General features: G+C 33.2%; 44 protein-coding genes and 1 pseudogene. All 45 read left to right on the forward strand.

Going from position 1 to position 25043, the window contains the following annotated elements:
- On the forward strand, positions 1-301 hold a 301-nt coding region (locus PAN06_RS02175; protein WP_269795468.1), incomplete at its 5' end, for a zeta toxin family protein.
- A 342-nt stretch (positions 302-643) separates the two neighbouring features.
- Positions 644-1165, forward strand: coding sequence for a DUF4176 domain-containing protein (locus PAN06_RS02180; protein WP_269795469.1), 522 nt, complete (start codon positions 644-646; stop codon positions 1163-1165).
- A complete protein-coding gene (locus PAN06_RS02185) occupies positions 1149-2630 on the forward strand; it encodes a T7SS effector LXG polymorphic toxin (RefSeq protein WP_269795470.1) in 1482 nt (493 codons plus the stop codon). Before PAN06_RS02180 ends, PAN06_RS02185 begins: the two co-directional genes overlap by 17 nt.
- Positions 2624-3280: a DUF443 family protein gene (locus tag PAN06_RS02190; protein WP_346732039.1), complete on the forward strand. Its 657-nt coding sequence runs from the start codon at positions 2624-2626 to the stop codon at positions 3278-3280. Before PAN06_RS02185 ends, PAN06_RS02190 begins: the two co-directional genes overlap by 7 nt.
- 67 nt (positions 3281-3347) lie before the next feature.
- On the forward strand, positions 3348-4013 hold the full coding sequence (locus PAN06_RS02195; RefSeq protein WP_269795471.1) for a hypothetical protein: 666 nt from the start codon (positions 3348-3350) through the stop codon (positions 4011-4013).
- A 49-nt stretch (positions 4014-4062) separates the two neighbouring features.
- Entirely contained in the window at positions 4063-4713 is a 651-nt protein-coding gene (locus PAN06_RS02200; RefSeq protein ID WP_269795472.1) for a DUF443 family protein, read from the forward strand.
- Between the two features lie 189 nt (positions 4714-4902).
- Positions 4903-5565, forward strand: coding sequence for a hypothetical protein (locus PAN06_RS02205; protein WP_269795473.1), 663 nt, complete (start codon positions 4903-4905; stop codon positions 5563-5565).
- A 147-nt stretch (positions 5566-5712) separates the two neighbouring features.
- Positions 5713-6363, forward strand: coding sequence for a DUF443 family protein (locus tag PAN06_RS02210; RefSeq protein WP_269795474.1), 651 nt, complete (start codon positions 5713-5715; stop codon positions 6361-6363).
- A gap of 231 nt (positions 6364-6594) precedes the next feature.
- Complete coding sequence (locus PAN06_RS02215) at positions 6595-7344, forward strand: hypothetical protein (protein ID WP_269795475.1); 750 nt, start codon at positions 6595-6597, stop codon at positions 7342-7344.
- A 7-nt stretch (positions 7345-7351) separates the two neighbouring features.
- A complete protein-coding gene (locus tag PAN06_RS02220) occupies positions 7352-7984 on the forward strand; it encodes a hypothetical protein (protein WP_269795476.1) in 633 nt (210 codons plus the stop codon).
- Positions 7985-8051: 67 nt separating this feature from the next.
- Entirely contained in the window at positions 8052-8741 is a 690-nt protein-coding gene (locus PAN06_RS02225) for a hypothetical protein (RefSeq protein ID WP_269795477.1), read from the forward strand.
- The gene (locus tag PAN06_RS02230) at positions 8732-9316 is read left to right on the forward strand and encodes a hypothetical protein (protein WP_269795478.1); all 585 of its coding nucleotides are present in this window, start codon (positions 8732-8734) and stop codon (positions 9314-9316) included. The genes PAN06_RS02225 and PAN06_RS02230 overlap by 10 nt, the downstream gene beginning before the upstream one ends.
- 103 nt (positions 9317-9419) lie before the next feature.
- Positions 9420-9593 carry a hypothetical protein gene (locus PAN06_RS02235; protein ID WP_269795479.1) on the forward strand — a complete coding sequence of 58 codons (174 nt, stop codon included), beginning with the start codon at positions 9420-9422 and terminating at the stop codon, positions 9591-9593.
- Positions 9594-9661: 68 nt separating this feature from the next.
- Entirely contained in the window at positions 9662-9928 is a 267-nt protein-coding gene (locus PAN06_RS02240; protein ID WP_269795480.1) for a disulfide bond formation protein, read from the forward strand.
- A gap of 262 nt (positions 9929-10190) precedes the next feature.
- The gene (locus PAN06_RS02245; RefSeq protein ID WP_000062817.1) at positions 10191-10457 is read left to right on the forward strand and encodes a hypothetical protein; all 267 of its coding nucleotides are present in this window, start codon (positions 10191-10193) and stop codon (positions 10455-10457) included.
- Between the two features lie 181 nt (positions 10458-10638).
- A complete protein-coding gene (locus PAN06_RS02250) occupies positions 10639-11109 on the forward strand; it encodes a hypothetical protein (RefSeq protein ID WP_000691898.1) in 471 nt (156 codons plus the stop codon).
- Positions 11110-11129: 20 nt separating this feature from the next.
- A pseudogene (imm48, locus tag PAN06_RS02255) lies at positions 11130-11513 on the forward strand (Imm48 family immunity protein).
- Positions 11514-11551: 38 nt separating this feature from the next.
- Complete coding sequence (locus PAN06_RS02260) at positions 11552-12004, forward strand: SMI1/KNR4 family protein (RefSeq protein WP_269795481.1); 453 nt, start codon at positions 11552-11554, stop codon at positions 12002-12004.
- 183 nt (positions 12005-12187) lie between these two features.
- Positions 12188-12514, forward strand: a complete 327-nt coding sequence (locus tag PAN06_RS02265; protein ID WP_269795482.1) for an Imm59 family immunity protein — start codon at positions 12188-12190, stop codon at positions 12512-12514.
- Positions 12515-12674: 160 nt separating this feature from the next.
- Positions 12675-13118 (forward strand): hypothetical protein, encoded by a 444-nt coding sequence (locus tag PAN06_RS02270; protein WP_004262707.1) that lies wholly within the window; start codon positions 12675-12677, stop codon positions 13116-13118.
- A gap of 349 nt (positions 13119-13467) precedes the next feature.
- Complete coding sequence (locus PAN06_RS02275; RefSeq protein WP_132974265.1) at positions 13468-13734, forward strand: disulfide bond formation protein; 267 nt, start codon at positions 13468-13470, stop codon at positions 13732-13734.
- Between the two features lie 150 nt (positions 13735-13884).
- A complete protein-coding gene (locus PAN06_RS02280) occupies positions 13885-14262 on the forward strand; it encodes an immunity 22 family protein (RefSeq protein ID WP_000447047.1) in 378 nt (125 codons plus the stop codon).
- A gap of 185 nt (positions 14263-14447) precedes the next feature.
- Positions 14448-14990, forward strand: a complete 543-nt coding sequence (locus tag PAN06_RS02285) for an ankyrin repeat domain-containing protein (protein ID WP_000443990.1) — start codon at positions 14448-14450, stop codon at positions 14988-14990.
- Positions 14977-15312: a DUF2185 domain-containing protein gene (locus PAN06_RS02290; RefSeq protein ID WP_000868444.1), complete on the forward strand. Its 336-nt coding sequence runs from the start codon at positions 14977-14979 to the stop codon at positions 15310-15312. Before PAN06_RS02285 ends, PAN06_RS02290 begins: the two co-directional genes overlap by 14 nt.
- A 125-nt stretch (positions 15313-15437) precedes the next feature.
- Entirely contained in the window at positions 15438-15932 is a 495-nt protein-coding gene (locus PAN06_RS02295; protein WP_269795483.1) for an SMI1/KNR4 family protein, read from the forward strand.
- Between the two features lie 254 nt (positions 15933-16186).
- Complete coding sequence (locus PAN06_RS02300) at positions 16187-16723, forward strand: hypothetical protein (RefSeq protein ID WP_269795484.1); 537 nt, start codon at positions 16187-16189, stop codon at positions 16721-16723.
- Positions 16724-16761: 38 nt separating this feature from the next.
- Positions 16762-16917 carry a hypothetical protein gene (locus PAN06_RS02305; RefSeq protein ID WP_269795485.1) on the forward strand — a complete coding sequence of 52 codons (156 nt, stop codon included), beginning with the start codon at positions 16762-16764 and terminating at the stop codon, positions 16915-16917.
- A 124-nt stretch (positions 16918-17041) separates the two neighbouring features.
- Entirely contained in the window at positions 17042-17284 is a 243-nt protein-coding gene (locus tag PAN06_RS02310; RefSeq protein WP_142350479.1) for an HNH endonuclease, read from the forward strand.
- Positions 17285-17299: 15 nt separating this feature from the next.
- Complete coding sequence (locus PAN06_RS02315) at positions 17300-17782, forward strand: hypothetical protein (RefSeq protein ID WP_070842158.1); 483 nt, start codon at positions 17300-17302, stop codon at positions 17780-17782.
- Positions 17783-17937: 155 nt separating this feature from the next.
- Positions 17938-18204: a MerR family transcriptional regulator gene (locus PAN06_RS02320; RefSeq protein WP_269795486.1), complete on the forward strand. Its 267-nt coding sequence runs from the start codon at positions 17938-17940 to the stop codon at positions 18202-18204.
- A 57-nt stretch (positions 18205-18261) separates the two neighbouring features.
- Positions 18262-18540: a hypothetical protein gene (locus PAN06_RS02325; RefSeq protein ID WP_269795487.1), complete on the forward strand. Its 279-nt coding sequence runs from the start codon at positions 18262-18264 to the stop codon at positions 18538-18540.
- Positions 18541-18612: 72 nt separating this feature from the next.
- Positions 18613-18789 carry a filamentous hemagglutinin gene (locus tag PAN06_RS02330; RefSeq protein WP_269795488.1) on the forward strand — a complete coding sequence of 59 codons (177 nt, stop codon included), beginning with the start codon at positions 18613-18615 and terminating at the stop codon, positions 18787-18789.
- On the forward strand, positions 18786-19184 hold the full coding sequence (locus PAN06_RS02335; RefSeq protein ID WP_269795489.1) for a hypothetical protein: 399 nt from the start codon (positions 18786-18788) through the stop codon (positions 19182-19184). Before PAN06_RS02330 ends, PAN06_RS02335 begins: the two co-directional genes overlap by 4 nt.
- A 94-nt stretch (positions 19185-19278) precedes the next feature.
- Positions 19279-19650 (forward strand): immunity 22 family protein, encoded by a 372-nt coding sequence (locus PAN06_RS02340; RefSeq protein ID WP_000811035.1) that lies wholly within the window; start codon positions 19279-19281, stop codon positions 19648-19650.
- 228 nt (positions 19651-19878) lie between these two features.
- Complete coding sequence (locus tag PAN06_RS02345; RefSeq protein WP_269795490.1) at positions 19879-20325, forward strand: hypothetical protein; 447 nt, start codon at positions 19879-19881, stop codon at positions 20323-20325.
- Between the two features lie 90 nt (positions 20326-20415).
- Positions 20416-20520, forward strand: coding sequence for an HNH endonuclease (locus PAN06_RS02350; protein WP_269795514.1), 105 nt, complete (start codon positions 20416-20418; stop codon positions 20518-20520).
- Between the two features lie 2 nt (positions 20521-20522).
- On the forward strand, positions 20523-20978 hold the full coding sequence (locus PAN06_RS02355; RefSeq protein ID WP_269795491.1) for an SMI1/KNR4 family protein: 456 nt from the start codon (positions 20523-20525) through the stop codon (positions 20976-20978).
- 51 nt (positions 20979-21029) lie between these two features.
- The gene (locus PAN06_RS02360; protein WP_269795492.1) at positions 21030-21188 is read left to right on the forward strand and encodes a diguanylate cyclase; all 159 of its coding nucleotides are present in this window, start codon (positions 21030-21032) and stop codon (positions 21186-21188) included.
- Between the two features lie 36 nt (positions 21189-21224).
- Positions 21225-21455 carry a hypothetical protein gene (locus tag PAN06_RS02365; protein WP_269795493.1) on the forward strand — a complete coding sequence of 77 codons (231 nt, stop codon included), beginning with the start codon at positions 21225-21227 and terminating at the stop codon, positions 21453-21455.
- A 194-nt stretch (positions 21456-21649) separates the two neighbouring features.
- Positions 21650-21982 (forward strand): hypothetical protein, encoded by a 333-nt coding sequence (locus tag PAN06_RS02370; RefSeq protein ID WP_269795494.1) that lies wholly within the window; start codon positions 21650-21652, stop codon positions 21980-21982.
- Positions 21983-22042: 60 nt separating this feature from the next.
- Positions 22043-22495 carry a YrhA family protein gene (locus PAN06_RS02375; RefSeq protein ID WP_269795495.1) on the forward strand — a complete coding sequence of 151 codons (453 nt, stop codon included), beginning with the start codon at positions 22043-22045 and terminating at the stop codon, positions 22493-22495.
- A gap of 150 nt (positions 22496-22645) precedes the next feature.
- On the forward strand, positions 22646-23236 hold the full coding sequence (locus PAN06_RS02380; protein ID WP_269795496.1) for an HNH endonuclease: 591 nt from the start codon (positions 22646-22648) through the stop codon (positions 23234-23236).
- A 15-nt stretch (positions 23237-23251) separates the two neighbouring features.
- A complete protein-coding gene (locus tag PAN06_RS02385; RefSeq protein WP_070842158.1) occupies positions 23252-23734 on the forward strand; it encodes a hypothetical protein in 483 nt (160 codons plus the stop codon).
- A gap of 125 nt (positions 23735-23859) precedes the next feature.
- Positions 23860-24552, forward strand: coding sequence for a TNT domain-containing protein (locus PAN06_RS02390; protein ID WP_269795497.1), 693 nt, complete (start codon positions 23860-23862; stop codon positions 24550-24552).
- Positions 24553-24885: an Imm59 family immunity protein gene (locus PAN06_RS02395; protein WP_070843090.1), complete on the forward strand. Its 333-nt coding sequence runs from the start codon at positions 24553-24555 to the stop codon at positions 24883-24885. It abuts the gene before it with no gap.
- Positions 24886-25043 lie beyond the last annotated feature (158 nt).

Raw genomic sequence — 25043 nt, forward strand, 5'->3', positions numbered from 1 at the left:
ATACGAAGAACTGTACGCTATTAATCCAAATCAAGCACGCGCAACTCCAAAAGAACATCATGATTTCATTGTAAATCATATAGTTGATAATACACGACAATTGGAAGAACTAGCTATCTTTGAAAGAATTCAAATTTATCAACGAGATAGAAGTTGTGTATATGATTCAGGAGAAAATACAACTTCAGCAGCAACCGTTCTTCATGATTTACTATTTGGAAAATGGAACACGGTTGAAAAAGAGATGTTGAAGATAGGGCAGGAACGGTTGAGAGAGTTAAGTATGAGAACCCCAAAATAGAAGAGAATTTTTATATATTTAAAAAGCTTATCAATAAAGAATTATAGAAAATATGGTGAAGAAGCTCAGACTATTCACTTCGCTCATAGTAAATGGACAGAAAGGTCAGTCGATGAAGATGAAGGGAATAAGTTAAATATAACGGAAGAGTATAGATTAAAAAGTTCATCATTAATTGTAGGAAAAATAATGCTGGTAAAAGTACAATTGTCAAATTATTAAATATGCTACAAAATAGTAAGTCCAGTAGCCGTGGCATTTCCCACTACAGATTTTTTACATCAGATAGCTTTTATTTTAAAAAATCGTCCAGAGGTATTGGGCGCAATCGTAAAAGCTTTTTTGGATAAAAAACCAAACTATATTTATCATCCGCGGATTGGCGCTGATATTGAAGTGACTTTTTTACCGAAAGAAGTGTATATTTGTCGGAATGAGACTGAGATTACGTTATCTAAAAGTGAGTTTGTCCATTTTTTAGATGGGGTTGATAAGGTTTATAGCGATATTCTTCCCTTGGGTACATTGGTTGAGATTGATAAGGAGCAGCTATCTCAAGAGCTAGTAGCGTCACTTTTAGGCGATGAGCCACTTTATGTCATGATTATGGGGCGAAAAGTCGTTTTCGACGGAGCTTATGTGGATTATTTAGCACAGTTCTGGCCACTTGGTCTTCAAGCAGAGCTTCCACCGATGGCGATTCATAAGACCATGATCAAACGAATTATCGCTCAGGGTTATGCGGAATCAGAAAAAGAAAGTTCCTATGTGGGTCAATTACGGGAAATATTGATGAAAACAGCTATTCCTTCCCACTTTTATCTACGATTACAGGAGGAGTTAGACGATGAAAATCAAGCGTAGCGAGTTGGAAAGTTTAAAGAATTTTCTCTATAAACAGACCCAAGCTTTCGAGGATGATTTGGCTGAGGCACAGTCGACTGCGCAGAGTCTTGCATCGAGTCAAGCGCTGCGTGGTGATGTCAAGACTGCGATTAACCATGAGTTGAATTATTATAACCTCCCCCTCCTTCAGGGTTATGTGGACTATTCTAATCTGCTTTATACTGAGTTTGACAATCTGATTTCTGACTTTGAATCAACAGTCGGTGAGAAAAGCGCAACAGCTGTTATCAACAGTGAGGCCTTAACTAGCTTGAAGCAGAGTGTGGATGGTCTCCATTCCTCCATTGTCCGGGATATGGATGCGACGAATAAATATTATACGGAAATTTCTGACTTGATCTCACTGAAAGCTCCCAGTAAGGATAAGTTGAGTCGGGCTATTGAGGCGTCGAAACAGTCGCTTTCCGAGACGGAGAAGCGCCTGGCTACCTTCAATGGCAAGCAGGCCACAAGTGAGTTAGATGCGATTTTAAACAATCAAAATAAGGGCTTAACGAAGGTGAGTGGGACGGTTACCATGGCCAGCCCTTATCGTAATCCTGAAGCGCTAGCTATCTATCGTAATCCTCATTTCAAGAAGGCGGCAAACCGCTATCACCAGAAAGTGGATAGCCTAGCAAGGGCTTACTTCCAGAAGAATCATCCAGGCGTTGCATTTGACAAGGACAAGGCAGGGATTGAGGAATTGCAGGCTCTTGCGAGGGAGGTGACTAAGAAGGCAGAGTATGGAGATTCATCTTCAGTTAAGACGTTAGGAGACTATGGTAATGACTTAGCGGAAACTTCAGTCTATACAAGTCTTGAAGAAGGTATCAAGCACCTTATTGAGAAAATGAAAGTATCAGTACCGGATGTAGCTAATTATTGGAGCGTGGGAATAAGTGGTAATTCATATTATAAAAATATGAATTTCGCCTTTGATGCTCAACAATTTGCGAAAGACTCCACGACGAATGCTCTAAAAGGTCTTTTTAATAATATTACTGTGTCAGAAGTTGGTATTCCGATTCCAGGTACGAATGTTTCCATGGGGATATCAGGTATTAGCTCAGTATTTATGGGGATGAACTTTTTGAACAACCTACAAAATGAGAATGCTGGACGTGCTTTTACGCATACGGCAGTAACGACGGCAGTTACAGCAGTAGGAGTGGATGTTGCAACAACAGCTCTTTTAGCAACGGCTACAGGTTCAGGGGGACTTGCAACAGTAGCAACAGTTTTGGCTTCTAATCCAGTTGGATGGACTATTATTGCAGGTGTTGCAGTTGGATATGCGGTAGATTTAGCGTATAAAAATAATTTTCTTGGAATCAGAGATATAGCAAATGATATGGGCGACAATCTGGATAAGAGTATTAAGGAAATTGGAAATAGTATCGATTCAGGTATTAAATCAATTCAGAAAGTGTTTGGGTGGTAAATGTGGAATTAAAATTTAAATATTCGAATATAGCAGTTTTTAGACTCGTAGAGTTTAAAAATAAAAGTTATATCTTAGATCCTACTACTATAAAAGGCAAATCCTATTTCTTCGGTTCGCTTCCGAAAGAGGTTACTGCTGAAATGGTTGAGTTATCTCCATCTAATGATAGTTTTAGAATAAAATCGAAAACACCAATAGGCGCATCTACTGCTCTAGTTATCATGATTCAGCCACTTGTGGGCTTCTCTCATACGCTGATGAAAGATGCCTTTATTAGCTGGGGAATCAATCAGCAAATTTTAATGAAAGTAGCGTTATTTGCTTTCTCTGTATTTTTGTCATATCTTATGGCTGTCTTTTATGAAAAAAGTGCGGTAGGGAAGTTTGAATCAAGAGTACCCAAAAACAGTAAACGTTGTCGACTTGTTTTGGAACCCAAAGGTAAACGAATGATTGATTGGTGGTATATTACTCTTGGAATTAATGCTGTTTGTTTAGCATTTTTTATAGGACTTGACAGTGGTTATGAAAGTGCTATATTGGTTATAAATGGCATAATTTCGTGGTGGTTTTTTGTAATACTGAGAATGCCACAAATCCCAGAGTATTATAAGACACTAACATTAACTGAAATTGAAGAGCTATAAATACAGAACGTTGAGAAGTTAGAAATGACTTTGATTCAGGTATTAAATCAATTCAGAAAGTGTTTGGGTGGTAATTTTGGAAATTAATTATAGAGAAACGAAGTATTTTTGTCATCAACTTGTAGAACTAAACGGGAAAAAATATATATTAGATGCCAGTTCAATGACTCCCAAGTTCTACTATTGGGGTGTTCCAACGGAGGAATTAACGGTTGAGATGGCGGAACTTAACAGAGAGGATCTCAATTTTAGTACCCCGATTAATAAGTTTAAAGCTTCATATGTGGCAATTATGGTTCAACCGCTTGTATGGATTGTCTATTCTTTATTGAAAACTTTTTTTAAAGAGTACAATATTAGCCAACAGATAATTTTAAAATTAGTAGTATTTTGCGCATCTATACTATTCTCCTACTTGATTTTTTATTTTACAAGAGAGAAAGATCGTAAAAATGTTAAAGCTTTACTGCCTTCTTCTAGTAGAAGATATGAGATGATTTTTAAACCAATATCTGCAAGAAAGCAAGTTTTTGACGCCTATATTTTTAAAGTTCCCATAATAGCTTGTTTAGTTCTCTATTTGTCAATTAATGATGGAGGAGAAGGGCTTGTTCTCGTTATCAATAGTATTATCACATTTTTCCTTCTAACAATTGACTTTGGCAAGGTTCCCATTCTTTCCGATTATAAGATTAGAAACATCACATTTGAAGGAATTAGAGAAATTAAATGAGGCCTTTGATTCCGATATTAAATCAATTCAGAGAGTATTGGGGTGGTAAATGATTCATTTGAAGTTTAAGAATGCTAATACGATGGCGTATAGCATTGTAGAAATAGAAAACAAAAAGTATCTTATGGACTTAGGTTCAATGAAAGGGAAACTCTATTTTCTCGGATTGATGCCTAACTTAATCACTCTTGATATGATTGAGTTAACTCCCTCTGATGATAGTTTTGAAATTAAGTCTAAACCAAAGATAGGAACAACTACTATATCTATTATGGTACAACCATTTGTAGCTCTACTATATAGAGCGATGGAATCAGCTTTTATTAGTATGGGATTGAGTCAACAGATAATTATCAAGAGTATACTATTTGTCTTGTCTATGCTCCTTGCATACTTAGGAGCTGTTTATTATGAAAAAAATTCTCGACGTAACGCATTATCAAGAATACCAGAGAAAAGCAAACGTTATAGAGTCAAGTTTAAACCAAATGGTAAAAGAAATCCAGTATTATTATTTGGCTTTTTATTGAATATTATTTGTTTGGGATTTTTTATGGGTATTAGTGATGGTTCCGAAGGAGCAGTTTTAGTTATAAATGGATTGATATCAACATTTTTCTTTTTTATAGCTAGAATGCCGACAATTATTTCTTCATGTAGGAACAAGGAATTAATACCAGTTGAAATAGAGGGACTTTAAGTTCTCAGTTCTGGTTGAAACGACACTTTTTAATCTTATAATTTTTAGCGGTACTTTCTTCTGAGGACGATATGTATATTTTGGTATGCGCACAAAATCTAGAAGGTTAGTGAGAAAATAAAGTTGAGCTTAAAGGAAATTAAATGATTCAGGTAATAAATCAATTCAGAAAGTGTTTTGGGGGGAAATGTGGAATTAAAATTTAAAGAAACAAATAAAACTTTTCATAAAATTGTAGAATTTAAAGGTGAAAAATATCTTTTGGATATGACTAGCATTAGTCCTAAAACTTATTTCTGGGGTTCTCTTCCTAGTGAAATCACAGCTAAATGCTTAAAGTTAGATAAAAGTAATACAAGTTTTGAGAGCTTAGCTCCAACTATGAGCAAATCTCTTGGTATTGGAATAGGTGTAGCAATAGGTGGAGCTTGTTATGGGATTGTTACGAATGCTTTTAAGAGTTATGACATTAGCCATAATATTTCTTTTAAATTAGGTTTATTTGTCCTCTTTATCGCCCTGGCTTATCTTGCTTTCAGGTTCATTGCTTTTGTGGTTCGTCATAATCTTCAACAAAAGCTTTCAAGTAATGAAACGAAGTATCAAATAGTATTCAAGCTAGCAAGACCACAACGTCAGTTAAAACTGTATAAACTTCTGCCTATTCTTTTTGTTGCGGTTATAGGATGTTTGGGGTTTTATATCCTTACTGATAATGGGACAGAAGCCTCTATCCTTATCATTAACAGTATTTTATTTTTGGGTTTCTTTACGGTGATTTTAGGTATGCTACCACTCCGAGAAGGTTACGAAAAGCAAGAGATTATTTTTGAAAAAATAGAAAAGTTGTAAGTTGAATTGTTTAGCTTATAAGCATAATTTTTGGTCATTAAAACCATAGCAAACGAGATGGGTGACAATCTTAATAAAAGTATATTAGATGTTGGCAAAGCCTTTGATTCCGGTATTAAATCAATTCAGAAAGTGTTTGGGTGGTAAATGATTAATTTAAAGTTCAAGAATGCTAATACGATGGCGTATAGTATTGTAGAAATAGAAAATAAAAAATATATTATGGACTTAGGTTCAATGAAAGGGAAACGCTATTTTCTCGGACTGCTTCCTAACTTAATCACTCTTGATATGATTGAGTTAACTCCCTCTGATGATAGTTTTGAAATTAAGTCTAAAACAAAGATAGGGACAACTACTATATCTATTATGGTACAACCATTTGTAGCACTACTATATAGGGCTATGAATTCAGCTTTTATTAGTATGGGATTGAGTCAGCAGATATTTATGAAGAGTATACTATTTGTCTTGTCTATGCTCCTTGCATACTTAGGAGCTGTTTATTATGAAAAAACTTCTCGACGTAACGCATTATCAAGAATACCAAAGAATAGCAAACGTTATAGAGTCAAGTTTAAACCAAATGGTAAAAGAAATCCAGTATTATTGTTTGGCTTTTTATTGAATATTATTTGTTTGGGCTTTTTTATGGGTATTAGTAATGGTTCCGAAGGAGCAGTTTTAGTTATAAATGGATTGATATCAACATTTTTCTTTTTTATAGCTAGAATGCCAACAATTATTTCTTCATGTAGGAACAAGGAATTAATACCAGTTGAAATAGAGGAACTTTAAGTTCTCAGTTCCGGTCGAAACGACACTTTTTAATCTTATAATTTTTAGCGGTACTTTCTTCTGAGGGCGATAAGTATATTCTGGTATGCGTACAAAATCTAGAAGGTTAGTGAGAAATAAAGTTGAGCTTAAAGGAAATTATAATAAGATTAAAAATTAGAATGATAAGAAACTGATTGGTGCTTATGTAGCGAGAATTAGAGACTATAAAAACTTTATCCAGGTAAAGAGTTGCCAGAGAATGTTAAAGATGCTGTACGAAAATATGTCGAGAGTAAAGTTAATGGTGATATTACTAGTAACGATTTAGGTGAGTTGCTTGATCTTATCCGAGATACATCTCTGGAAGAACTTGCTAAAGATACAATTACTAAGTTAAGCTCAACGAATCCTAAATTATCAGAGTACTTTAAGTATTTTACTACTAGTGATAAGTTTGGTAATATAAACATTACCTACTCTGGGGATAGTAAAGCCTATACGGATGCTTTATTCAAAGCAAATGCTGCGAATCTACTTAAGCAACTCACAACTTCAGAAATTAATATCCCTATACCAGGAACCAACTCCTCTGTTGGAATTTCAAGGATTAGTTCAGTATTTATGGGGATGGACTTTTTGAATAATCTACAAAATGAGAATGCCGGACGTGCCTTTACACATACTGCAGCAACGACGGCAATGACAGTAGTAGGGGTTGATATGCTTACTACAGGAATCGTATATGCTAGTGTTGGGACAGGCTATGTTGCTAGTGGAGCTACCATTTTAGCAACTGCTATGGCAAGCAATCCAGTTGGTTGGTCAATTGCAGCTGGTGTTGCAGTAGCTTTTGTAGTTGGCCAAGCTTATAAAAATAACTTTTTGGGCATTAAAACCATAGCAAATGAGATGGGCGACAATATTGAAAAAAGTGTTAAGGAAGTTGAAAATAGCATTTATTCAGGTATTAAATCAATTCAGAAAGTATTTGGGTGGTAAATTAGTTATGAAAATTTTTCAAACATCAGGAAGTTATCATATTGTAGAATACAAAAATAAAAGGTATGTATTAGATAATACCACAATTGAACCTAAAAAATATTACTGGGGACAGCCTATAGATGAACTTTCTGTAAAAATGTATGAAATTTCTAAAACGGATACACGTTTTAATATCAAAGAATCTTCTTTAGGAAGATCAACGATAGTAGTGGTCATTCAACCTTTTGTTCATCTCCTCTATGGTTTCCTAGACTCTTTTTTTGAGAATGTTAGTATGCAGGAAAGAATATTTTTAAAGTTTGCTATGTTTGTTCTTTCTGTAATTATAGGTTATTTCATATATAGAGTACTTTTTAGAGACAAGAAGTATACCATTCAAGATAAACTTGGGAATGTTCCAAGTGTGGAAGTAAGATTTAGTACAGATGGTAAAAAACAATATGGTTTATCGATAGTATTTTTGATTTTACTATTAGCATCTTTTTTGTGGTATTTTTTGAGTAATATCAGCGGAATCTTAATACTTAGTGGACTGTTTTCACTAGCTGTTTTCGTTTTTTCATGGCAAATCTTACCTATCGGTATTTCTTATCAGCAAGGACATCTTTTTGTAGAAGAAGTAATAGAGCAAGATTAAACAAAAATTCTGTTACTGTGTTAGAAGTGGGTATTTCATACTTTTTATATTTCTATTATTTAAAAACATGCGTAAAAAAGTTAAGATATTACAAGGAGACAGAGATAGAAGAATGTTTAGAAAAATTATTTATATTGGTGAATTTAATAATCAAGCCATATACTTTGATACAGAAAAGCAGATACCGTTAGCGGCATCTAAAAGCTCACTGTTGAATACACAAAAATCCAAATATAGTTGGAAATATAGTGTTTGTATCATTTTGATTCTTATCTCGATTCGTATAATGTGCAGAATTTTCCCGGTCTTGGATCCTTTTTATGAAAAGTATAGTGTAGCAACTATAGTTTATTTGATAATAGTTTGGGTGGGAGCTGGAGTTGGTTTTCCAATCATAATGGAGAAAATTTTATATAAAAACATAAAGTTCGTTACTCCGACCACAAAGCAGGCTTTTAGAGGAGCCGTGTATGGGAATAACATTTGGAATAATTTTAGCAACAAGAAAATAACTAAAAGTAAGAAATTATGGGCTTGGCTAGTGACTCTTTGCATTGTATTTTTTTCTATAGCGAGTTTAATTGTTGTGGCTTTAGTATTTAACATGATTGGCAAAACTATAGGAAGTGAAATTATTGCCATAAGTCTTTTGGGGTTGTTACCGGGGATGAGTGTTTTTCTACTTTGGCAAAATAATATCATTCGTTGGTTGCGTATTGTTGAAAACTATCAAAAAAGAAAGATAAAATGGAATTAAGGGAAGTGTATTTAGGTGAGATGATGAAAGATAATTATGAAATTATTCCTGTAGGGATCTATCAAAAGCAATCTGTTTTTTATGATAAAAGCAGTCAAAAATTACTAATCAGGATAGATAAAAAAGAAAGCAGCTATAGTCAATCTTTCTTAGTGATGATTATACTGTTTATGTTGCCAATAGTTAGATGGTTAAATCAATATCTATTTATAAATATTTTATTATTTAATACTTTAATACTGATATTTGGGACAATTGCAGTTTTTTCTGTTTCGCGAATCTACTTTAAAAAGTTGTATAGAGAGATAGAATTATCTGATTTTTACCTGTCGAGAGAATCATATGGTATATTTCTTCATCAAGAAAAAAGGAATTCTAAGATTGCAATGATAACTATCATATCTTTATTTCTAATAGTTACAATTTCTGCTATTCTATATTTACTGACATCAATCTTTTTATTCTTATTTGTTTCCGTCGGTTTACTTTTTCCTTTTTGTTTATTCTTAAATACAAAAACGAAAGAACGATATATTATTTTAAATCAATTGATAAAGGAGTTAGAGAATGAGTAAGTACTTGACTATTGGAAGTGTTGTTCTAGTGAGTAAAAGATATGTATGATTATAAAAAATAATTCCCTTTGGCTACTATAAAAAGAAACCAGTTTATTACGATTTGAATGAAGGAAGTCTTAAAGTATCTCAGTCAAAAGAAATTCCTTACAAAATAAATGGTTGGGTTCTCAGTGCAGTATTAGTAGCTCTTCCTATCATGCAGAAGATTTCTTCATCAGGGACTGTGCTGAAAGGTGGTGCTGACCAAATATTATTACTGCAAGACTGGCCATAAGAATGGACTTCGGACTTTAGAATAGTTCCTAATTAATGGATTATCAATAATTGAAGGAGAAAAGAGATATGACAAGTAGTTTAAAGCAAATTGCTGAAAAAATTGTTTTTATTATTGAAGAAGAGTACCCCAAACAAAAAAGTGTTACAGGCTCAATTCAAAGTATTTATCAATTAGCAAATGAAATTGTAGAAAGTGGAGAAGTAGCAAAAAACATAAATCTTAAAAGTCTAGTTAGAATGTTTGCAGATGAGACAACACATTATCAAAGTGAGATTATTTACTTACTTCAAGATTTAGATAAGGAATTGAAAAAGAATGAATATAAAAGATAGTTTACAACATTTTTCATCGAATCGAACAGAAGAGAATAGGTCGAAACTTCTTTCAGATATGGAGAAATGGACGCTGTTCGTCGCTATAAGATGGGTAGATAAGCAGATGTTCCGCATTCTCCATATTTAGGATGAAACAGAAAATTTTTATCTGCAGTAAGTAGTAAGGTGTGTATTCAAGCTGACCAAATATTATTACCACAGGGATGGTCGCAGGATTGGGTTGTGAATGTAAGGACTGTCCCTAATTAAGGAGTAGATTATGAGTATGAGATCAATAAAGATAGCCAATAAAATTTTAGAAATAATGGATAAACAGTATCCTTCAGAAATACAGGAAAAAGGAGCAATTAACACTCTTTATACCATTATTAGATCAATAAAGGAAACAGAAACTATCCCATCGAATATTCATCTTAAGGATCATGCACGTATGTTGATAGATGCAACTTCTAATTATAATTTAGAAATCATCTACCTACTTCAAGATTTAGATAAGGAATTAAAAAAGAATGAACGGCAAAGATAGTTTACAACGTTTTTCATCAAATCGAACAGAAGAAAATAGGTCGAAACTTCTTTCAGATATGGAGAAATGGACGCTGTTCGTCCCTATAAGATGGGTAGATAAGCAGACGTTCCGCATTCTCCATATTCAGGATGGAACAGAAAATTTTTATCTGCAGTAAGTAGTAAGGTGTGTATTTAAAATGAAAATAATTTCAGAAGTAGTTGATAATTTAACTAGTATAAAATTATTAGTGAATTCTCGAAAAACTAATATTCCTATAATAGAGCTAGATAAGTTGTCCATTGCGGAAAAAAATATCACAAGTTTAAAATGGGAAAATTTTGTTCTTGAACAACGTGGTGATCTAACCGCATATTTATTAAAAAATGAGAGAGAAATTTTCAAAAAATGGAATGAATTGAGTAGGGATGCAAAAGAAAGAATTATTCCTATTGTTACAAAACAACTGTTTGCTTTAGTTGAAGAAAAAAAAATATTTGAATCAATGATACCCCAAATTAGATTTGATATAATTAACATTTCTATATATTTAACGTTAAAGAATGAATGTCTGAATGTAAATTCACCGTTTTTTGATGATTTATATACTTTATATCGATTGGGTTATATTCCCTGTGGCTATGCTAAAGGGAAATATAAAGTATTATAGAGAGAAATAAGGAGAAATAAATGGAAAATCAATATGTAAGTGAGTCATTAAGAATAGCAAATGATATTATCCAATTGGTTAAAATTGATCTAAAGGACGAAATGAATAGGCAAATTTTAGCTTCCTATATATTTGGTGTTTTAAATGCTAAAGCAATTCAAGAGTCCATTTCTCCAATCGATGTTCAAGTTACAATGATTCGTGTTGGAATAGAAGCGTTGGGCTATAGTCCAGAGGCAGCTACTCAAATGACGTAATTTGTTATCGATGCCACAGATAAGAATTTCCATCCAACTGTATATGCAATAATACATAGAGGAGTAGAGGCGTTTTATCTCTATAGTAATGAGAAATACGAGCAACTAAAAGAGGATTTTGATAATATAATGGCATCCATAAAATAAGGTAGATTTGCTTTAAGAAGAAAATAATGGAGGAAAGAATGTATTATTTTAAATCGTTAGAGAGACCTATCTCAAATTCAGAACTATCAGAGATAGAAAAAAAAATAAATGTAATACTTCCAGAAGACTATAAGGAATTTCTATTAGAAGTTAATGTGGGTATTCCTAAAGAGCAGTACTTATCGTTTTTTATTGATGATTTAAATGAAAAAGTGATTTTGGGGACAATGTTAGGTATTTCAGAGAATAAAAACTTTAGTCTAACGGATTGGAACTCAGAATACCAAATTGAACTTCCATACGATTCATTTGTCTTTGGAACGGAATATGGAGGAGGGTTATTTGTTATGATTGTGAGTGGAGAGGATAGAGGAATTTATTTTTGGGACCACACATTTATATTTGACCAGTCGTCGGTAGATTCAAATGTATACTTTTTAGCAGATAATTTTACTAATTTTATAGAAAAGTTATATATTTCTGAACCATAGAAATACAAAAGAGGAATCCTATTTATGAGTGATAAATTCCTTGAATCAGCCAATGTGAGGTTTAAGTAATATTCAACAAGGAGAAATTGCAAAAGTCTTTGGAGCAGGTAGAGGAACTCAGATACAACTAGGGAATTCTTTGAAGTATTATGAAGATTTAGTTTTATTAAAAGAGGTGATAAAATGGATTCGGAACAAATTGAAAAATTCAAACAAGAAATAGAATGTATTATAAAAGAAAAAAATTATATATCTTTACGGTATGTTCTTTTCGATGAAACAAATAGAACACCATTTGCTGTACATATATTTTACAAAGATGATTTATTCATGGTGAATAGCAGAGATGAGAGGGGTTATAAAATTGGAAGAACATTTGAATTTGATAATTTTTCTGAGGCTGAAAAAAAATTCTTTAATGTATTGGACTTTATAGTACGTGAGGGTCGAAGGGAGATATCTAACAGAGGAAACTATATGTATTCCTCACCTCTTTGGGACAAACCATAATGATAAAATTAGAAAAGCAACGCAGTGAAATTTGATTTGAATTTTATCGAGCTCTTCCATCAACAAGTCTCGATTGCCTTTATGCGTACTGAGGATATCAAGATTATCATAAATATAAGGTAATACATGATTTGACAAAAAGTAATATGGAGTGAAGTAAATGATATTTGAAGATTTATTAATGGAAATTCAATCTGATTTGGTGTCTTTAGGATTAGAATATTCGAATAGTCAAATTGATGAAATTTATTTGTATGGTTATATGGAAGAAGGTAGTTATTTTTTCAATTTATTTTTTAAGAAAAATGGGGAGATAATTAAACTTAATCAGATTAATGATTTTTTGAATGAAAATGAAAAAATAGATGATTCACGTGATAGACAGATACAACTTCTAGAATTAGGAATTGATGATTTAGAAAAAATCGAGATTTTGTTTGAGAATAATAAAAAAGAAGTACCTACCGAAATCAAAATTATTTATAATAAGAGCAGCAATAGTCTCAAATCCAAATATAGTTATTCACCTATTTCAGATGATACTTCAGAATTAGAATTATTCAATAACTGGTATGATACGGTGAAAGTAGAAAATAATATTTGAAGATAAGCTAATGAATTTACAAGTAGTCAAGCGCTTTAAACTTAGTTTCTACTCCATTATCATATAGTTATGAGAATCAGGAAGCTCAGATTCATTACAATCAACTAGATCAACTATTTTCCATCACTGATTTACAGGGTTTTATGGGGATTGTGGACAGTGTCTACAGTCCTATTTATCCTTTAGGTTCTATTGTTGAGCTAGATTTGGAGCTATTACCAGAGGAAATCCAGAAAAGCTTAGCGGAGGGGGCAGGACCACTCGTTAAGACTGGCCATTAGAATGGATTTCGGATTTTAGAATAGTTCCTAATTGATGGATTATCAATAATTGAGGGAGAAAAAGAGATATGACAAGTAGTTTAAAGCGAATTGCTGAAAAAATTGTTTTTATTATTGAAGAAGAGTACCCCAAACAAAAAAGTGTTACAGGCTCAATTCAAAGTATTTATCAATTAGCAAATGAAATTATAGAAAGTGGAGAAGTAGCAAAAAACATAAATCTTAAAAGTCTAGTTAGAATGTTTGCAGATGAGACAACGCATTATCAAAGTGAGATCATTTACTTACTTCAAGATTTAGATAAGGAATTAAAAAAGAATGAACGTCAAAGATAGTTTACAACATTTTTCATCGAATCGAACAGAAGAGAATAGGTCGAAACTTCTTTCAGATATGGAGAAATGGACGCTGTTCGTCCCTATAAGATGGGTAGATAAGCAGACGTTCCGCATTCTCCATATTCAGGATGGAAAGGATTTAATAAAATGGAAACAGACAATACGGTATCTATTTGGATAGGTAATTTCAAAAATTTAACTGAGTTAGAAAATTATATTGATCTAACTTATGATGATGAGGGAGAGATCGTTGTTTCTGATTTTTTCAACGATTTTAAGATAGACATTAATGATATAGATGAAGATTTAATTGAAAAAGCAGTTTTGCCAAATGAAACAAACGATATATCTATTATTTTGCGCACTGCCTCCTATGAGGAACAGTTGTTGTGTGAATTGAACGCATTAGAGAGTCTGACTATAAATAAAGGCAATACAGTTGTACTAATCTATAACTATGCTTATGATGGCTCTGTAAAATTCTCAGATTATTTAAATTTCATTACAAGTGTAGATTATAAATAAAATAATAACTTAGGAGTTTTATCGCCGTCATCGCCCCATCTAAGCCTGGTTGAAGGACCGCTCGAATGAGATTGGTTCCTGGTGGGGAGATGTTGTTGAAGGCACACGGAATCTGCCTAATAATTTTAGATTAGAAACACCTTCAGCAAATAGAAGTCATAAGTATGAGTAAGGAGATGGGTAATATGGAATCAAAAGCAATATTTGAAGCTGCACAGGTAGGCGATTTTAAATTACTGAAAGATTTATATAGCGGTAGTATAAATCAGGTAAATAAGGAACAATTGAATCTTTTATCGGTTGTCCTCACTAATAGTGATAAAATTGATGACCGAATTAAGATAATTAACTTCTTGCTTGATAGAGGTATAGACATAAACTATCAGGATAGAGATGGTAGGACAGCACTACATAATTTTTTTCAATTTAAAGCAAATTGGAGACCGAATGTAGAGTACGCAGTAAATGTAATAGATAAGTTAATTGAAGCGGGTATAAATATTAATGCAATTGATAAATATGGATCAGTAGCATTAATTTATTCTTTAACTGTTTTAAAATTAACAACGCATGATGCATATCCTATTTATGAATTATTGCTAAAACATAATGCAGATTATACTCTAAAAAATGATGCGGGTAAATCTGCGTTAGACTACGCTAAAGAGTTATCTTGGAGAAATGATTTTTTAAATATTTTGGAGAAGTATGAAAATGAAAGTAAGTGATAATTATGGAGGATTTGTTCTATCAAGGAATGTAAAAAATGGATTACCTATTGCGTATACTTACAGAGAAAAATCTCGACTGTTACAATTAAATGGATGGACCATTTATTCTAGTTCCGATGATGAGGAATACGTAAATAATCCCCAAAATTTTGAAATTGTATCAGCAAAAACCATGTTTTCTATTGCACCCGTGATGGAAGAAATTTTTGAAGCGAAGTATGGGACGAATTTAGCGTGGCTATACGAGGAGGGGGTTCATGTTGGTTTCTATGATTTAAATGAGGAAAAAGAGGTAAAAATATCTGAAATTTTAGATTAGTTATGTATAGTAGTATTGTCTTGATTGATTTTTTATGAGGTGTATGTAGTTCTTGTATAGCGCTGCTAATATATATTGAATGTGGTATTCATTCTAAATATAAAAAGAAAGGAAAAAATTAGAAAGTGGAAGATATTAGAACGGTAATCCTCCCTTTGCCTAGTATTGAATTAGTTAAGGAAAAGGAGGAAGAATGGTGCATTGAGTTACCGAATTCCTTTAAGGAATTCATAATCAGATATAATGGGATAATTCCTAAAAAGAATCTTTTTAAAATCAGTGATGATAAAGAGTATGTTATAGAAAGATTCCTTTGTATTTTAGATGATTTTGAAGAGAATTCCCTAGGAATGTACGATATTGATGTTATATGGAGTCCAATACTAGAAATTTTAAGTGTGGATCCAGATTCTGTTGGTGTAGAACTATTACCAGTAGCAACACTGTTCGGTGGTGATTTTATATGTTTAGACTATAGAGAAGGGACCCAGAACCCCAAGGTATGTTATTGGAAGCGTGAGGATTCATACGAATGGCATCCTAGTGTAGAGTTTGTTTCAGAAACATTTGAAGACTTTTTAGGAATGCTATATTCTGAAGATGATATTGCAAATAGCTAGTATTTGGTTACGGAATCATGCTTTTGAGTATATGTTAAGAGTAATGCACAAAATATAATGTAGGAGTTCTATTTATGAGTGATAAATTCCTTGAGTCATTTATTGAAAAAACTTTTTATAATGAGCTATTTAGTAAGTTGAAATCTTACATCTCTCTTCATAGGGATGAAATAATGGTTAAATCCTATACTCTATCTTCGATATCCTATAAAGCGCTAAATGATTTTAGCGTCAAGAGTGTTTTAACATGAAATATGGTTGGTGATGTGATAGAATCTCATTTGCTTGTAGTAGCGATATTAGAAATAAAAGGACACTCTAAATATGGATATGAAGTAGATAATGCTGAAATATGGCTAGATGTAACGGTTTCTTACCAATTGAATAATGGACTTCATCATTTCTCCGTAGGGAATATCACAGAGTATGATGCTACTAATAAAGAGATGAAACAAACTCCAGATTTTACTCTGGAGTTTGTTCCCTATATCTATACTAGGGATATGGAACAAGTTGCGGAAGGAATAGTGAGAAGATACTATCCAGAGGCGTTACAGACTCCGAAGCCTCTACCTATTGATGAGTATCTTTCAAATATCGGTCTGACAAAAGTTGAAGGGAAATTGATTCCAGATAGTTCCGTTTTTGGAGAGATGATTTTTAAAGATACAACTGTCACGTTGTATGATGAAGATACTCCTAAAGAATTGGCTGTTTCAAAAGGAACTATTCTGGTCGATCCAGAAGTAATCTGTTTACGAACAATGGGAAGCAGGTCACAAGTGAGTTAGATGCGATTTTAAACAATCAAAATAAGGGCTTAACAAAGGTGAGTGGGACGGTTACTATGGCCAGCCCTTATCGTAATCCTGAAGCGCTAGCTATCTATCGTAATCCTCATTTCAAGAAGGCGGCAAACCGTTATCACCAGAAAGTGGATAGCATGGCACGGGCTTATTTCCAGAAGAATCATCTGGACAGGTGAAAGAGGAGAGTCTACATTTGTTTCAAACAAAGATGAGGTTAGAAAAATTTTAGATGATGTAAATCTAGAAGGTATAGAGTATGAAAATGCGATACCAGATTTTTCACCTGTCTCTAAAGGTTAAGTGAAAATTATAGATATGGGTATTGACAGAAATGCTAACTTTAGACAAGCTGATGAGCTCCTTGCTAGAGAATTGGGGAAAACTCGTCGAGAAATTGTTAAGTTTAGAAAAGAAAATAAACTAACGTGGCACGAACTTAATGACATGACGAGTATGCAACTAGTTCCGAGTATCATAAATAGTAAATTTGGGCATTTAGGCGGTGTTTCAGAAGTTAAAAAGTTGTTGGAATTATTGCAGTAGAAAAAGAGGTATGAAATGAAGATAGTACATCCTGTTTTTGGGGAATTGACATTTAATAATGGTTGGACTAAGAGTATTAAATTAAATATTTTTAAAAAGGAATTTTCTGTTGAAATAAATATTGATGCAGATGAAGATGCGGTATTCGATGAAAATCAAATCAAAGCTTTTGAATTTTTTTTCAGTGATATTCAGAACTGTGTTACCCAAGCCGAGAATGGTATTGTTGGATATTATAATTCAATAATTGATGAGGTAATTGATAGACTGGATTCAGATTCTAATTTTGGTCAGAAGTTATTAAATGCTAAAGATAATCCGAGTGAAATCTTTAAATTTTTGACAGTAAAACAAATTATGATTCCGATGAATTTTGATGATAATACACGCGAAGCAGGCTTCATTTGTGATTGTGAATGGGATATTGAAAACGGTGTTGGAATAAAATATATTAATGAACAAATATCAGAAATAGGATTTCAAGACATTTTGCTATAAGGGAGAAACATTAAGTATTGGAAAAGTTGCGCCACAAACGATATCTTCATCAGGGACTGTTCTAAAAGGCGGTGCGGACCAAATATTATTACCACAGGGATGGTCGCAGGATTGGGTTGTGAATGTAAGGACTGTCCCTAATTAAGGAGTAGATTATGAGTATGAAATCAATAGAGATAGCCAATAAAATTTTAGAAATAATGGATGAACAGTATCCTTCAGAAATACAGGAAAAAGGAGCAATTAACACTCTTTATACCATTATTAGATCAATAAAGGAAACAGAAACTATCCCATTAAATGTTCATCTTAAGGATCATGCACGTATGTTGATAGATGCAACTGCTAATTATAATTTAGAAATCATCTACCTACTTCAAGATTTGGATAAGGAATTAAAAAAGAATGAACGTCAAAGATAGTTTACAACGTTTTTCATCAAATAAAACAGAAAAAATAGGGAACAGCTTCTTTCAAATTTGGAGAAGAGTTCACTTTTTATTCCAGTAAGATGGATTGATGAGCAGACATTTCGTGTTCTTCATATCCAAGATGTGACGAGGAATTTTTATCTGCCTATTTTGACAAGTTTAGATGAGCAATTGCCACCTATACATGATCAAGACTCTCTTAGGTTAGAAACTGTTCGACTAGCTGATTGTATCCAGTTACTTCAATCTAACCAAGATATAGAAGAATTTGTTATCAATCCAATATCTGATAATGTCACTGTTTCTTCTTCTGTACTACGAGGATAGTCTAATCTAACAAACCATCAAGTATCATTTGGAAAGACGAAGAAACAATATGACGGGCAAAATGTTTATGAGGTGACTAAAGATATAGATGATATTTTGAAAAAAGGAGATAAGTTGTACTTAGATGGTCGGCATAAAGATTATTTTGAGTTATTCAATAAAAGAGGTAAAGTAAAGGATGTTCTTAATCCTGATGGAACTTCTAATAGTAAAAAATTTAATTTAGCTTCTGGGAGGAGATTAAAATGATTAGTTCAGAGTTAAAAGATGTAATGAAACGATTGACTATTCTTAATGAGAATAATAAAGGTGTGCTACTTAGAGAAGAAAGTATCAGAGATATAGACAAGACGATAAATATCTTTCTAAAAAAATATGAAGATCGTTTTTATGAAGGATTAAGATTGTTTAACGAGATAGACATTACTACAATTTCCTCTTCAGAGAATTCAGATTACACTATTGCTTTCTATAATTTATTAACTGGAATTAGGGGGATAATCGATTGTTTTGATGACTTTGATGATATTTTAGTTGAATTGAATAAAAACTTTATGTATCAAAGTGGCGAAATTACAAAAGAAGAATGGGAAAGTTCAGGGGAAGTAGTCTTGGATGACGAAGAAAATGAATTTGGAGATTGAAGAATAGATATTGATTCCTCTTAAATGAATGGGCAAGTCGAAGAATGAAAAATGGAATTTTAAATTTACTAGAAGGATTGAGAAGGTATTAAAAATGAAACAAAAAGTATCGTTATGGCTCGGTAATTTTGCCAGTCAAGAAGAATTTCAAGAATACTTCAAAATTACATATAAAGAGGATGGGAATAGCGTTTCTTCAGAATTTGAGACAGACTTTCATTTGTCGTACTACGATAGAGATTTAGTTGAAAAAGATTGGGTTGATGTTTCTGAAAATAATATTGATGTTTTGCTTGAAGGTTTCTCATACGATGAAGAGATTATTATGAAGTTTCCTAAAATATCATCAACCTATAATACAATTGTTTTGATTTATGATTTTGATTATTCTAAAGAAGGATTAAAAGTAAGTAACAATGGTTCTGGGACATTAGAGTTTATTGGTATTGCAGAATACGATTACTAAGCTTAGCATATAAGGAATTCTGGCACATCATCAACCCATCTAAGCCTGGCTGAAGGATCGCTCGAATGAGACAGGTCAGAAGCAATTAAAGCGAATAAGAAAGTTGAAGTTCATGTCAAAATTGAGTATGTAGAGAATTCTGCACGACCGAAGACATTTAGGATAAATTATACAATTGACGGACAAACTTATACACATCGTATAAAAAATATTAGTGGAGGGAAGTAAATGATATTTGAAGATCAATTAATGGAAATTCAATCTGATATGATTTCTTTATCACTCGAGTATGTAGAAAATAAAGCAGAGATAGTTTATATATATGTAGTTTTAGAGGATGGTTTAGTTTCTTTTGATGTTTTTTATAAAATTGGTGGATTCATTTCTGAGAAAAGTGATGTAAATGAGTATTTGTCAGAAAAAATTAATGATTCAGATGATATCCAATTCTCGCTATTAGAATATGGAATAGAGGATGCGGAAAAGATAGAAGTACTCTTTAAAGAGAACTCTAAAGAGGTACCTACTGAAATAAGATTGGTATATGATGTGAAAAATAATAGTCTTAAAAGCAATTACATATACGATGCAATGTATGAAAAAAATGAAGATTTATCAGTATCAGATGTTTTTGAAGCTTGGATACAGGAAGAAAAATCGAAATTAATCACATAAAAGCTAGTGTTTACGAGCCGTATGTAAACACGGAGAAAGGCTAATGGGATTTTATATAGATATTGCGGAGCTAAGGTAGGAGATGCAGGTATTGGTAATACTTGGCATCATCACCAAGATGGAATAACGTTGCAAGCGGTTGATAGGGCTATAACTCATCGAGGTGGTATATCAATTATGAAAGGAAATAAATAAAAATGACAATGAAGCTTGATAGGTTTGGATTTGCCAATGAAGAAGCGATTTCAATATTAGAAAATAAATTTGAAGTAGTTTTACCAGAAGATTATAAAAGATTTTTATTACAAGAAAATGGTGGTAGAAATACAGCTTATAAATATAAAAATTTAGTAAGAATTTCTCAAATTAGTGAAGAAATTAATATTGATGTAATGTTCGGTGTTGAAACGAATATAAAAAATGCAGATATCGAACAGTGGACTAGTGAGTATCGGGATGATTTATTCCCAAATTCAATCATTATTGGGGACACTATTCAACATGGCTTCATAGTGTTCTGGCTGAGCAATGATGATAATGCTGGAATTTATTATTATGATGATACCTATGAATTTGCATCGTCTACTGATGATATGAATACTTATTTTTTGGCAAATTCATTTAGTGAGTTTTTAAATATGGTAGAAAATTAGTAAATAATTATCTGCGTGATAGCTTTTTGTAGTATACTTTTAGGTTAGAAAATGCCAGAGTGGATGAAGCGGGACTTGCAAGGCACGGTAGCTAACCTGTCTAGCCTTGCGGAGTTAGGAGTAGGAACTTACACTGCTCTGATAGATCCAGGAGCGGCTCAGCGTGGCCAGGATCCTAATGCTAGCTATGCGGCAGCTTTTCGTGCTTAGCAGACCGGAATATCCCTCTGGGATAATGTTACCCATATGGATGCCTATGATGCAGGAGGCTTGACCTTTGAGATTGCGAGTCTTTTTGTCGGCCCAGCAGCTGTAGGTAAGATGGCTAAGGGGACCAAGCTCGGAGCTAAGGCAGCTGAGATGATTACAGTACCAAAGCAAGAATTCTCGCAAATGTCGAAAAATGGGGTTCAAAGGTTGACAGGATTCTTGCGAAGGGTGATGAAGTCATCAAGTGTTTCACCAAAAATCTACTGAAGAAAGAGCTTCCTTTCTCAGTAGGAAGCGGAGTTTTAGCTGGTGTAGGTAGAGTAGGTCATCAGCCAACATTCGGTGAGGTCATTCAGTATTTTAAGGATAAAGCTCGGGATGTTTATTCAAAACTTTCGAGCTCCAGAGGATGATTTTCTTGTTCTCTACGTGGAGAAAATGTTGAAATACCCAATATTTCCTTGAAAGAAATCGAGTATGCTAAAAGAGCTAGAGAAGAATATCAAAAATTAAGAAGAGAATTTGACTTAACTGTTCGAAAAGAATTTTTAAAGGATATTTCCAAAGATACTGATAAATTACGAGAGTTGGGATTCAGTGAGTTCGATATACAAAAATTAGCAGATGGTTTAGTTCCTAAAGGTTACCAAGTTCATCATCAGTTGCCATTAGATGATAGTGGAACAAATAGTTTTGAGAATCTTGTCTTAATAAAGAATGATCCTTATCATAAAGTGGTAACTAATTATCAACGGATATTGTTAAAGGTATGGAAGTTGGAGACTCTAAATTAGTTGATTGACCATTCTTTACAGATAATATTTATCCAAATTAGAATAGAGGAGATATAAAAAATGTGGATGAACTTTATTTCAAAAATTTCAGAAGTTGAAGAAAAGTACGGAGATTCTGTTAATAGTGGAGTTCCAAATACTGTTTTTTCAGCTCTTATGAAGAAACATAACGTTTGGCCGAATGATGAAGTAATGGAAGATTATAAAAGATTTCTTTCTCAAGTAAATGGAATTGATTTTAATGGTTTCATTTTGTATGGTATTTCTAAAAAAACAAACCCAGATATTATAGATGAAGATGTCTATGATATATTTGAAATGAATATTATTTGGCATGAGGAATCTAGTAACAACAGCTATTTCTTTTTAGGTGAGAGTGGTATGAGTTGGTATGTCTATGATACTTTTGATAAAGTATATAAGGAGTTAGATTTACCTTCAGGAGATCTAGTTAACAAGTATAGTACTCTAGACGACTTCTTGGAATCTATTTTAAAAACAGCATTGAACTAGCATTAGTAGTTAACTCTAGAAAAATGGGGTTCAAAGGTTGATAATATCCTAGCAAAGAGCAATAATGTTATTGGGAAATTTGGGGAGAAATTATTAGACACTCGAATCCCAGTTGGTATTCGTAAAGAGGCGGTTGCCTTTGCGGGAGGTATGAGAACCATGCCTACCTTCAGCGTTGAGAGTAAGACTCTGCGTGATGTGATGCACTTCTCTAGTAAACATGCGGATGATGTAGTACGAGGAGTAGGTGGTTCTGGTAGGACGGAGAGAAATCTTGAAGCTGTATTGGAAAAAGCGAAAAAAGGAGAGCCTGTTAGCACTTACCAAGAAAGATTGAATCAGACTCCTGTAAATGAAGGTCATTGGACAGGTGAAAGAGGAGAGTCTACATTTGTTTCAAACAAAGATGAAGTTAGAAAAATTTTAGATGATGTAAATCTAGAAGGTATAGAGTATGAAAATGCGATACCAGATTTTTCACCTGTCTCTAAAGGTGAAGTGAAAATTACAGATATGGGTATTGACAGAAATGCTAACTTTAGACAAGCTGATGAGCTCCTTGCTAGAGAATTAGGGAAAACTCGTCGAGAAATTGTTAAGTTTAGAAAAGAAAATAAACTAACGTGGCACGAACTTAATGACATGACGAGTATGCAACTAGTTCCGAGTATCATAAATAGTAAATTTGGGCATTTAGGCGGTGTTTCAGAAGTTAAAAAGTTGTTGGAATTATTGCAGTAGAAAAAGAGGTGTGAAATGAAGATAGTACATCCTGTTTTTGGGGAATTGACATTTAATAATGGTTGGACTAAGAGTATTAAATTAAATATTTTTAAAAAGGAATTTTCTGTTGAAATAAATATTGATGCAGATGAAGATGCGGTGTTCGATGAAAATCAAATCAAAGCTTTTGAATTTTTTTTCAGTGATATTCAGAACTGTGTTACCCAAGCCGAGAATGGTATTGTTGGATATTATAATTCAATAATTGATGAGGTAATTGATAGACTGGATTCAGATTCTAATTTTGGTCAGAAGTTATTAAATGCTAAAGATAATCCGAGTGAAATCTTTAAATTTTTGACAGTAAAACAAATTATGATTCCGATGAATTTTGATGATAATACACGTGAAGCAGGCTTCATTTGTGATTGTGAATGGGATATTGAAAACGGTGTTGGAATAAAATATATTAATGAACAAATATCAGAAATAGGATTTCAAGACATTTTGTTATAATTGAAGTTATGTTCAGCGGACCACGATCAGCAGTACTGAACAGCTTTTTAGTGCTTTAAGTAGCCAAATGGCAGCTGCGTGATGTGATGCACTTCTCAAGTAAACATGCGGATGATGTTGTGAGAGTGGCAGAGAAGCCCTTTGATAAAGAGCGGATTCTTGAAAATATTAGGCAAAGTCGACTTGCACGGGAAAGTTCGAAGTTTGATGCCTATCTTCGCAGAGAGTATGAAGCTAAGGGACACTATTTCCCAGAACGTGTTGAAATGCCAAATGGCAAGCGTGCTTATCTATCGGCAGATGATGGTTTCGATGGAAGAAAAATTCCTGTCAGATCACGAAGTTATGTGGATAGTGAGGGACATATTAAATGGCCACCGGAAGAAACCCAAGGTTTTGTGACAGATCATCTAGGTAAGCCGATAACCTCCCCTGCTAATATACATACGGGGCAGATTATTGATAGATTTGGTCCTTCAGGGGGGACGTATGTTAGTCCGGTTGAAGATGGAAAAATTATAGCTTTTAATAAACGCGGATTACCTTATCCAGAGGGATATCAAGACTATCATCAATATGAAGTAGTTAAAGATATAAATCTTAAAAATCTTGAAGAAGGTTTTCTTTCTATGTCTGATGTGGATCAAGAAAAACTTTCTATTATAATGCAAAAACGAGGGATATCGTTTTCAGATTTAGCTACTCCTGCAAAAGGTGAAATTGCAAAAGTTTTTGGAGCTGGTGGTGGAACGCAGATTAAACTTGGAACATCTGTTAGCTGGTACGAAAAAATGGGACTATTAAAGGAGATAAAATAAATGGATAAATTGATGCATGAAAAAAAAATAATTCAACAGAAAATTGAAGAGTTGAATTATACTACGCTAAGAGTCTCCGTATTTAATGGCAGGAATAAAGGGAGAGAAGATTGGCAAACGCGAATAGAATATGATGAGGGGGAAAAAGTATACTTAGTTTATTCTTTAGGAGATAGAGCAAGTATTATAGGAAAGATTAGAACATTTGGAAATTTTGAAGAAGCAGAGCAATGCTTATTTGAGATATTGGATTTAACTGTAAAATATAACAGGTTGCAAGTGATGACTAACGAGGAACCAGAATATCCTTCTCCTTTGTGGGACAAATCATAATGATAAATTTAGAAAAGCAACGCAGTGAAATTTGATTTGAATTTTACCGAGCTCTCCCATCAACAAGTATCGACTTCCTTTATGCGTAGTGAGGATATCAAGATTATCATAAATAAGAGAGGATTCAATAAACTCATCGAGTTTTTGTTGTTAGATGC

This window comes from Streptococcus sp. SM3 (assembly GCF_027497875.1).